Here is a 9,153-nt window from a genome sequence, read left to right as displayed (position 1 = left end):
ACAAATTAATCGCATAATCAAAATCGAAATTATCCATTCCTTTTATATTTCCCCCGCCCTGAAGCGATGCGGATAGATATTCCTTGATTGTGATTTCAGCTTCTACATTGATCTTTTCTTTAATAACCGTACTGTATTTGAGTGTCAGAGTCATGACAGGCGAATAGTCCTTTCCCCACTCGGATGCTGCTGCGGTTTCAGGATTAAAAGCTGTCGGGAAATTAGCATTGTCGGTTCCTCCAACAATGCAGGTGACTTCAAGATCTTCAATATCCTTGAACAAAAGCTCAACGGGAATGTCTCTGTGCTCAGTGGTCTCGGATGGAGATTTGAAGTATATTTCCTCAGCCACTAAAGCTTGTATTGTCGGACTTTGAACAATAGCCTGGTTTAGTATGGCAGTGATCTGTCGAGCTCCAGCACTATTCTTGACGTCCTGTTCAATTTTTTTTGTGTCTATTTGATCCAAATAGTCCTCAATAGGAATTCCCTGTTCCACATAGATGTCCATCTTATCGAATACGTCTTCAGGATTACTCGCCTCAGTATTGAGCAGGAGGACATCGCCGTTGCCGTCTTCGTCTTTTATGGGGGTAGCCAGAACAATATTGCGGTACTTCATGTGATCATCATAAACTTCATTCCAAAAGCAGACTGTATCACCGGCTTCAATGTCGTATTTTGCCGCCGGAACTGCATATGCACCTTGTCCAAGGTCTGCAACGTCCACCCAGAGAACGTAAATTAAACCATCCACTAGTTCAATGATTTTGGTTTCATCTTTATGTATACGGTAAGACAGCTTCCGCACTGCCACATCTTCCCCTTTGAAGCTCAGTTCCTCGCTTTTCAGCGTGAGTTCGTAAAGGCCTCCACCTACATAGGGTTCTTCAGGTAACAGGGTATATTCCCCTTCTGCTCCGTACACCCTCAGAGAAGGGAGTTCTTCCAAGTAGGATTTGAGTTCGACATAGTCCATGAGGTTCTCTGACGTTATTGTCACGGAGGAAAGGATTGATATAGAATCATTGGGATTGAAGTTCTCGACATACTTGTTCGGGTCTACATATACTCTCATATTGCCGTCCCGCTCAGTATATCTGGCATATAAAATCATATCCTGTCCAATTGCTAAGTCAGAATAAAATTCATTGTTGAGATTCTGGTCGGTATACCAGCCGATAAAGGCGTAGTTTTCCTTGATGGGCATAGGAATCGCTGGAAGCGTTTCTCCCCGCGGGACCTGAAGAAGTGAAAGTTCTGATCCGCCATTAGTTTGGAACGCCACGGTTACAGTATCTGTCGGTGTGGGTCTGCTGCTAACGGAATCATCCACTTTAAGTGTTCCACCCGTGCCTGCAAATATTTTCCCGCCTATCGTCACAGAAACGTCCTTACCCAAGGTTATATTTTCAAGCTTTACAATTACACTGTTGTCCAACACAGTGCCACTTGTATGTATTTCCATTTTGTCAATTCTACCTGTTCCAATGATATGCAATGGCGCGCTTAAGCTCATCTCCTTGATAATGCTGCCATCAGCTAGTGCAAGTTTTAACGTAACACCTTTGGATTGAGTAATCTCATATTCTATCCCACTTGCGGTGATTGACATAGTACCATCTGCTTTCATTACTGCCTTGTCAATGGTTCCACCTAAGGTTAGAACACCAGTCGTGGCTTCAAACGCTACCTTTACGTCTCCCTGGGTAACGGTTCCTGTATTAAGCATGTTGATCTTGGAAGCTTTTGTGTTACTGGAAAGAGCGAGATGTGTTTTGTAAAAACTGTTCAACTCGACTTCTCCTAAATCTCCTCCAGTGACTTGGATGGAATTGGTGCCCCCTCCAAGAATATGGGTCGTTTTTTCTACAATGACATCAATGAGCGTAACCTCACCCAAGCCGATGCCCTCTGTAAGGTATAGGCTTCCTGAGATTTTCATGTTGTTTAGAATTATCCCGTCGGTGCGTACAAGTGCATTGCCGCTAATATTGCCACTGTATTCACCTTTGGCGTTATAAAAGGCTTTCACCATATTATCAAGAATGGTGACGACTTCGGCACGAGTGATACTCTCTTTCGCGTCAAAGTTACCACTAGGTCTGCCTGATATGTACCCAGCTGCACGCAGGCTATGGACATAACCTGCCGACCAAGCTGAAATGCTGTACTCATCTTTGAAAGGATTAATTTCGTATGCTTTATCGGGTATGTCGAAGGTGCGTGCGAGAAGAGTTGCTGCCTCCTCACGGGTTATCTTATCCTCAGGTCGCGCCTTACCGTCAAAGCCAAGCATAATGCCGGCTGTAGCAAGCTTTAATACATTCTCATAATACCATTTGCCGCTGTCGATGTCAGAGAATTGATTGTTTCCCACAGCAATGTATCCGTTGACATTAGCCAATACAGTCGCCATTTCCGCGCGAGTGATCGGTTCATCCGGGTGGAATAAACCCGCATGTCCGTTTAGAACACCGTAGTCAGACCACCTCTCAATTGCTTTCAGTGCCCAATGGCCGGCTGTATCGCTATAATGCGCCTCAACAGCAAAAGCTGTTGAGGGAATGTTACCAATACTGAGTGCCAGTATGAGAACAAAAGCCAGCATACGCCTAAAAAATAAATGTTTCATCTCAACCTCTCCTTCAACTCGTTTAAAGATAATACTACATTTTATTTGACTGTTGGTGATCTATTGTATTCACAGATTAGTGCAATTTCCATCAATTCTTTTGCAGTTACCTTAACTCGCCAATTTCCCCAGAAAACAAAAACCATCCTATTTACATCATAGAATGGTTTGTTAATATTCGCCCCGTCCAAATGGACAGTCTTTGTTATTTTTTTATCTATAATAGCTTCTGTATGCCAGACAATTTAGCGCGTCGATCGATATTGAGCTTTTGAAAAATCTGGCGCAAATGATATCTTATAGTGTTTTCTGTCACGAAAAGTTTCTTTGCAATCTCATTATTCTTGAGACCAGTTGCAGCAAGTCGAGCAACTTCGTATTCGCGAGCTGTCAGATCAAGTGACGATTCTTCTGACAAAAAGGCATCATGCAGCGTTTGCCATCCTAATATAAACTTCTCCTTGCTATCACAGTAAGCCTCATAATATTCAGGATATTCTTGTTTGACAATCTCATCGATCCCTTTCATCACAAAGGAATAATCAGCGTAGGAAAGTACCATTCCATCAGGAAGTCCACGGTGTGCTGCAAATCCAACAAGTTCCATCGCTCTGCTGTATTCCCCCAATGCAATATGACCGACTGCAATTGTTAATGAGTAGAGCATGTCTTCATATGGACTCATGTTTTTAGGCAAAAGTGCTTGTGCTGTACCAATAAGCTTTGGAAATTCATTATTGTGCAACAGATAATTAAGATGGACAAACAAAGCGGATTGTTTAATCGGCAGAGGCAACTGCAGCTGCCAGAACTCTGCTTCCTTCAACCAAGGTGCGATGTTTTTTACATCCTTCAGTTCATTGAGTAATATGCCACGTACGGTATCCAGCAGCGCACGAGTAACAACATTATCTTGTCCTGGAAAAGCGGCAGCACGCTCAAGAGAATCAACAGCTTGCTGCCAACGTATTGAATCTGCATTATGTAAAGCTATATGAGCTAAAACCAGTGTTGCACCTAGCTGTACAACGCTCTGTTGATGGCTTTCAGCAATGAAAATGGCTTTATAGGCTAACACCTCAGCTTCGGCTAACTGACAGCGTTGATAAGCTAACTCAGCCCGAAACAGGATGTCAGCGCCACTCCCGTGTCCATTTGTAAGTTTCGAATATAGTGTTATATATTCAGCAAGATCTTCTACCTCGCGATCTGCCTCGCCAGGTAGAAGGTGGTATTCGGCTAACGCAGAATGATTTCCAAAGCAAAATGGATGAGTAGGCATAATCACACGCGAGCTCTTTTCTGAAAACAATACCTTGGCCCCCATGAGTATTGATTTCATCTCAGTCACAAAGGGATGCTTTTGAAAAGACTTCAGCAACATCCAGTCTCCTAGCAGCTCAGGTTCATCAGACGAGGCAACTATTGGATGAAGCTCTATAAGCAGCATATCAAACTCTGCGTCTAGACCGGCCATTTTTAAAGACCAGGCGATGCGTAACATCGGCAACCTGTATTGTTTTTTTATGTCAGATGGACAGTTCTGTGCTATATCCAGAGCAATATCTTTAAATTCGATCTTCCCGATCTTCACAAGCATAAGTGAAGAAAAATCCTGAGAAAGAATTCTTTCATACGCCCTGATCTGCCAATAAAAGTCTATCGCCTGGTGCAGTAAACCGAAATCCCTGTATAAATCACCAGCCCGTAATAGACAGTCGCGCTCAAACGAAGTTCCACGCTCTGCACGCTTACTCACCAACAATTCTGATAAAATCCCATGGATTTCATACTGTCGCCTGACTACATTATAGTGTATAAATGGATTGTGGAGCGCGTCCAGAGCATATTCGGGGATAGCATCTGCATCAATAAGCGAGGACGCTTGTTGTATGGTAATGGTTTCAAAGGGAGACAAGAACAGAAGAAACATCTGCTGTTCTTCTGTCATCGTATCCCAGACCAGGTACTCCATGCGTTCAAGGATAGTCGTGTCTGAATAAACTCCCAACTCTTGATAGGAACATAATTGTAGATTTACCGCAATGACCCAACCCTCGGTATGGCTGGCGATCATCTTTGCAGTATCCGGCACAATATTGACACTGGCAATAGCAAAATATTTCCTAATATCTTCAGCAGTTAGACGTAAGTCCGTTTCTGAAATATGATAATATCCATGTCCAGCAATCAACATATAAACTTCACGACTGAGCATTTGAGTGATTAAAACAATATGTAAGCTCTCGCCCCCGTGTTCCAGAAGCGCCAAAATTAAAGCAGGATGTAGATGAATACTCAAGAGTTGAAAGTTATCTATCACAAGATAGGTTTTGCGGGTACAATCAATTGAGCGTAGCGCATCACAAACTTCTCCTATTGTGATTGCATTTGGGAAATCGATTCTTAATAAACGTTCGACAGCATTGGAATCTATTTTGTTGATCTCTCCACAAAGACGCCGGAAACCTGCTGTGGGCGCCTCATTTTCAGCAGTAAACCAATAGACTTTCGCGTCATGGGATACTCTGGATTTAAGATAATCCTGTACAGCTGTGGTTTTACCATATCCAGATGGCGCCTCTATTACAGTGGCTGGCACTGTGCTTATTCGTTTCAATTTGTTCTTTAGGCAATCGGAATAATAGTGAGGGTTGGAATTTTTTTTACTCTTATATCCCATTTATTACCGCCTCTCTGAATATGACTTGTACGGTGGGGGTTCAGTTTTATCCTCAATTATATTTCAATAAAACATTACAAATTTGGGTGACTTCTGTGTGTTGTTACCTTTTGTACTAACAAAACAGTCCCTAGACCAATCGTTTCGAGTAGCAATGGATAAATTGGAGTCATAGGCAATTTCAGTGTTCACCATTAAATTGGTGATCTTATCTTTCTCTATTTCCGCTGAGGCACTCATAACTGTGCCAATCCCGCCCGTCGCAGAAGCACCACCGATGAAACAAGCGGCAAAAACAATTCCTGCTACAGCTGCGAGCAATCCCAATATTTTTATATACGAAACTGCATACAATTGATTTCATATTGATCTGATTTCACTAATGTCACGCTTGTACCCGTTGATAAATACACTCGCATCTATGTTGTATGCAACACTGTCAAACCCTTTCGCAAAGGCGTCTTTTGCAGCCTCAACACTGCCCGCATATATAATTGCAGGCTTATTTGCTTTTTTGCAGGCATTTAGTATGCGATCAATCGCTTCAATGAATCTTGGATGCCCAAACTGAACTGGAACGCCTAGTGAAATCGACAAATCAAATGGTCCAACAAATATACCGTCAATGCCATCCAGCTGAACCACTTCCTCAATGATTTCAAGCGCACCCACAGTTTCACATTGCGGCAGAACCAAAATCTCTTCGTTGCATTTTTTCATGAAAGTTTCAATACCAACACTAATGTTCTCGTCATAACCGTAGTTATTTGAACGTACACCAGCAAAACCTCTGTTCCCTAATGGTTTATATTTTGCAAATGAAACAACTCTTTTAAAATCCTCTATCCTATTCAGCATCGGGACAATAATGCCTTTTGCACCCTAATCCAGGCAGCGCTGAATTTCTTTGTGATCTGTATTCGCAACACGCACAAACGGTGTGATTCCAGCACGCTCCGCACCTCGAATTAAGTTAATCATATTCTCGGTATCATAAGATCCATGCTCTGTATCAATAATCACATAATCGAGTCCGAGCTCACCCATACACTCTATGTGACTCTGTGTTGCCATCACTAAAAATGTACCCAGAGGTTTCTCTTTCTTAAACATTTTTCCTTAATTTTATTCATCCCTTTATCCCCCTCAATTTTATTAAACCTGCAATTATTGCTTTGATTTAAAAAAATCGCCCAATTTTTTCATGGATTCCTCAATCACATGTTCATTGATTCCTGCAAAGGATAAGCGCAAATACTGACTGCCGTCGTGATTTTCTTCAACAAAGAAGTCGCTTCCTGAACCGTACGTGATTTTCACCTCTTCAATGGCTGCAGGCAGTAGTTCTCTCCCGTCAAGTCCTTGAGGCAGCTCAACCCAAATATAATGACGTCATATTTTTCTGCTAGCAAGGCCATCTCTTTTCTCTTCTGTGCTGACATGGAAATTCCTGTGGGATTTTGAAATGTTGGCATCGTATATATAAGTTTCGGATGATATTTGTTTATTTTTGCTTCAAGATCCTCCATATTCAAACCATCCGCATCCATAGCACAGGATTGGCACTCAACCTCAAAACTATCAAATAGCATCTTTGCGTGGACGAATGTTGGTGATTCCACAAGAACCACATCACCCGGATCAAGATACAATTTGCACACAAGATATAGGGCTTGAATGCCACCTGCAGTAATCATTATCTCATCCATATTCGCTTTAATTCCATTTGGAATCAAAAGGTTTTCTTGTACCGCTTTTCTCAAAATTGTGAGTCCAATGGTCGCTCCGTAAGAAAGTGCTTGCATCGCTTTTTCTTCATTGCTCAGGACTGACTGTGTTTTTACCTCTACCAATAGTTTACTTCATCTAGCAATTATTTGCCATTGTATTTCGAATAACTTTTGAGATACAAAAGCGAAAAAAGACCGCCTAAGGCGATCAATTTCATTGGTGGAGATGGGGCGTCACCGTTTGTAGACACGTCCAATCCGTTACGGCCTGTTACAGGCGTTACACGCTTCTTAGTTTATTAAGTGTTTGGTATTTATGAGCAGTCACATCTCTCATTCCAGAGATGCCCCTCCACGAAATATATGCAGTTTCAGATCTAAGTTCATCAGTAATACTCTTTGCCAACTCTCCAATATTGATCAGTGTCATGCATACTGCACGTTTAGTTTTTTCATCATCAAGAAATAATTCTTGAGTGTAATCCACAATTAGGTTTTCTATAACATCAATCTCAGAAAGTATTTTCTTAACAATTTGTTCGTCTCTAATTTTCATACAAAGTCACTACCTTGTTAATTTTTATTATAGAATTCGGAGGTATTGGCAAATGTACTAGATCAACGTTTTTTTTAAGTTCATTTTCAACATCCGATTTTAACTCATATAGCATGAATAACGATACTGTTGGTGTCAAAAACTCAACTAATAAATCAACATCACTATCCTCATTCGCATTTCCATCGGCATATGATCCAAATAATGAAACGGATTTGATTGGATATTTATTAGCAGTTTTTATCAAAGCATCCCTAATCTGATTTTGAGAAAGCATCATGACACCTCCAATTATAAATTTAATGAAAATTGTAGACTACCTGTACCATAGAAATACTATGATTTTATATATCTTCTTTTTTATTCAACAACTCATCTAGAAGCATCGATATTATTCCAATCTAACTAATTATCAATGAATTCTCATATTTTAATTATACTACAGTGAAGGCTCTCTGTCACATCAAATGGACATAGAACAATTAGCCCAATATCTACTGGAAATAAAGGTCGTGCCTGTAGATTCACTTGCTTATACATTTTTCCACAGCTCATCAATTAAATTGTGAATATATTCTTTAGCAGTATTCATTCTAATCACCTCTTTCTAAAAATATTATTTATCAAAATACAATATTTTTCACTGAATGTGGCCGTTAAACCTCGTGAGCACATTGTAGCTTCGTTCGCCCATTATTTCAGCTTACTCCCCCAGAGTCGCTCCGTTCATGCAATATCCAATCACACTATATTAAGACTATTGTTTTTAGCTACCATGTTGTTAATCCAGTCTTTTATTTGTCTTGGACTGCTAATTTTCATGTTAGAACCTCCATGTAATTGCGGACTAAATCTTTAATTTTGAAAATTTCAGCATATTCTAATAATGTTGAATAGTCCGCTCCAGGCATTTTCATATACCTCCGGAGAGCTTCGTTGACAATATCAGCATCCAATTGATCTTTCTTTTTTTATATGATACACCAGCCACTTTAGCTTCTCCTGATGTCAGAATTCCATTTTTTTCTTTTAGCAATTTATCCACTTAATATTTTTGACTCATCACATCACCTCATTCGTTACAATTGTTATAATTGTTCGTATATATGTTGTCACGTACGAACGAATCTGTAAAAATACATTTGATAAAATCTTCGTTCGCTCGATCTAATTTCTCTAATTTCCTCAAGCAAATGGTCAAAATACTCTTAATTTAAAAATGTACCGTTTTTAATTCGTTCTTTATCAAGCACATAGCCTTGTATAGAAAAATCTTTAACCCCCGTAGTCGCCCATTGTCTAAACTGAATCGCTCTATCCGAATTTGCCCTAAATCCTACTGCAATTACAGCTTCTAGACTGTAAAATTTAGTGTTGTACTCTTTACCATATGAAGCAGTTCGTCGGAATTTCCGACATACTGAATTTTCATCAAGTTCTCTTTCGGTAAAACGATACATGAGAGAAATGGACATCTACGCTTTTTATCCTGGCCCAAACTTGAGTAAAAGAGCTAAAGCAGCAAAGTTGTATCCATATCTTCTTAGAA

The 9,153-nt window shown here is 40.4% G+C and carries 7 protein-coding genes and 1 pseudogene; all 8 read right to left on the bottom strand.

All coding sequences use genetic code 11. The features are described 5' to 3' along the window. Nucleotides 1-2,635 (bottom strand): S-layer homology domain-containing protein (locus tag IBX40_08210; protein MBE0524297.1); only part of this gene is annotated, 2,635 nt, incomplete at its 3' end. A gap of 217 nt (nt 2,636-2,852) precedes the next feature. After that, nucleotides 2,853-5,318 carry a helix-turn-helix transcriptional regulator gene (locus IBX40_08205; GenBank protein MBE0524296.1) on the bottom strand — a complete coding sequence of 822 codons (2,466 nt, stop codon included), beginning with the start codon at nt 5,316-5,318 and terminating at the stop codon, nt 2,853-2,855. A gap of 360 nt (nt 5,319-5,678) precedes the next feature. Continuing rightward, nucleotides 5,679-6,176, bottom strand: coding sequence for a host specificity protein (locus IBX40_08200; protein ID MBE0524295.1), 498 nt, complete (start codon nt 6,174-6,176; stop codon nt 5,679-5,681). 24 nt (nt 6,177-6,200) lie between these two features. Beyond that, nucleotides 6,201-6,431, bottom strand: a complete 231-nt coding sequence (locus tag IBX40_08195) for a hypothetical protein (protein ID MBE0524294.1) — start codon at nt 6,429-6,431, stop codon at nt 6,201-6,203. Nucleotides 6,432-6,634: 203 nt separating this feature from the next. Further along, entirely contained in the window at nt 6,635-7,171 is a 537-nt protein-coding gene (locus tag IBX40_08190) for a PLP-dependent aminotransferase family protein (GenBank protein MBE0524293.1), read from the bottom strand. Between the two features lie 157 nt (nt 7,172-7,328). After that, on the bottom strand, nt 7,329-7,604 hold the full coding sequence (locus tag IBX40_08185) for a DUF86 domain-containing protein (protein MBE0524292.1): 276 nt from the start codon (nt 7,602-7,604) through the stop codon (nt 7,329-7,331). Then, nucleotides 7,594-7,881 (bottom strand): nucleotidyltransferase domain-containing protein, encoded by a 288-nt coding sequence (locus IBX40_08180; GenBank protein ID MBE0524291.1) that lies wholly within the window; start codon nt 7,879-7,881, stop codon nt 7,594-7,596. Before IBX40_08180 ends, IBX40_08185 begins: the two co-directional genes overlap by 11 nt. Before the next feature lie 865 nt (nt 7,882-8,746). Continuing rightward, a pseudogene (locus tag IBX40_08175) lies at nt 8,747-9,055 on the bottom strand (virulence RhuM family protein). Nucleotides 9,056-9,153 lie beyond the last annotated feature (98 nt).

This window comes from Methanosarcinales archaeon (assembly GCA_014859725.1).
Lineage (GTDB): Archaea > Halobacteriota > Methanosarcinia > Methanosarcinales > Methanocomedenaceae > Kmv04.
This window is presented reverse-complemented; position numbering and strand designations above follow the sequence as displayed.

Coding starts and splice junctions, on each gene's coding strand:
- IBX40_08200 (MBE0524295.1), bottom strand. CDS start 6,176: ATGCTGAATAGGATAGAGGATTTTAAAAGAGTTGTTTCATTTGCAAAA.
- IBX40_08195 (MBE0524294.1), bottom strand. CDS start 6,431: ATGTTTAAGAAAGAGAAACCTCTGGGTACATTTTTAGTGATGGCAACA.
- IBX40_08185 (MBE0524292.1), bottom strand. CDS start 7,604: ATGAAAATTAGAGACGAACAAATTGTTAAGAAAATACTTTCTGAGATT.
- IBX40_08180 (MBE0524291.1), bottom strand. CDS start 7,881: ATGCTTTCTCAAAATCAGATTAGGGATGCTTTGATAAAAACTGCTAAT.
- IBX40_08205 (MBE0524296.1), bottom strand. CDS start 5,318: ATGGGATATAAGAGTAAAAAAAATTCCAACCCTCACTATTATTCCGAT.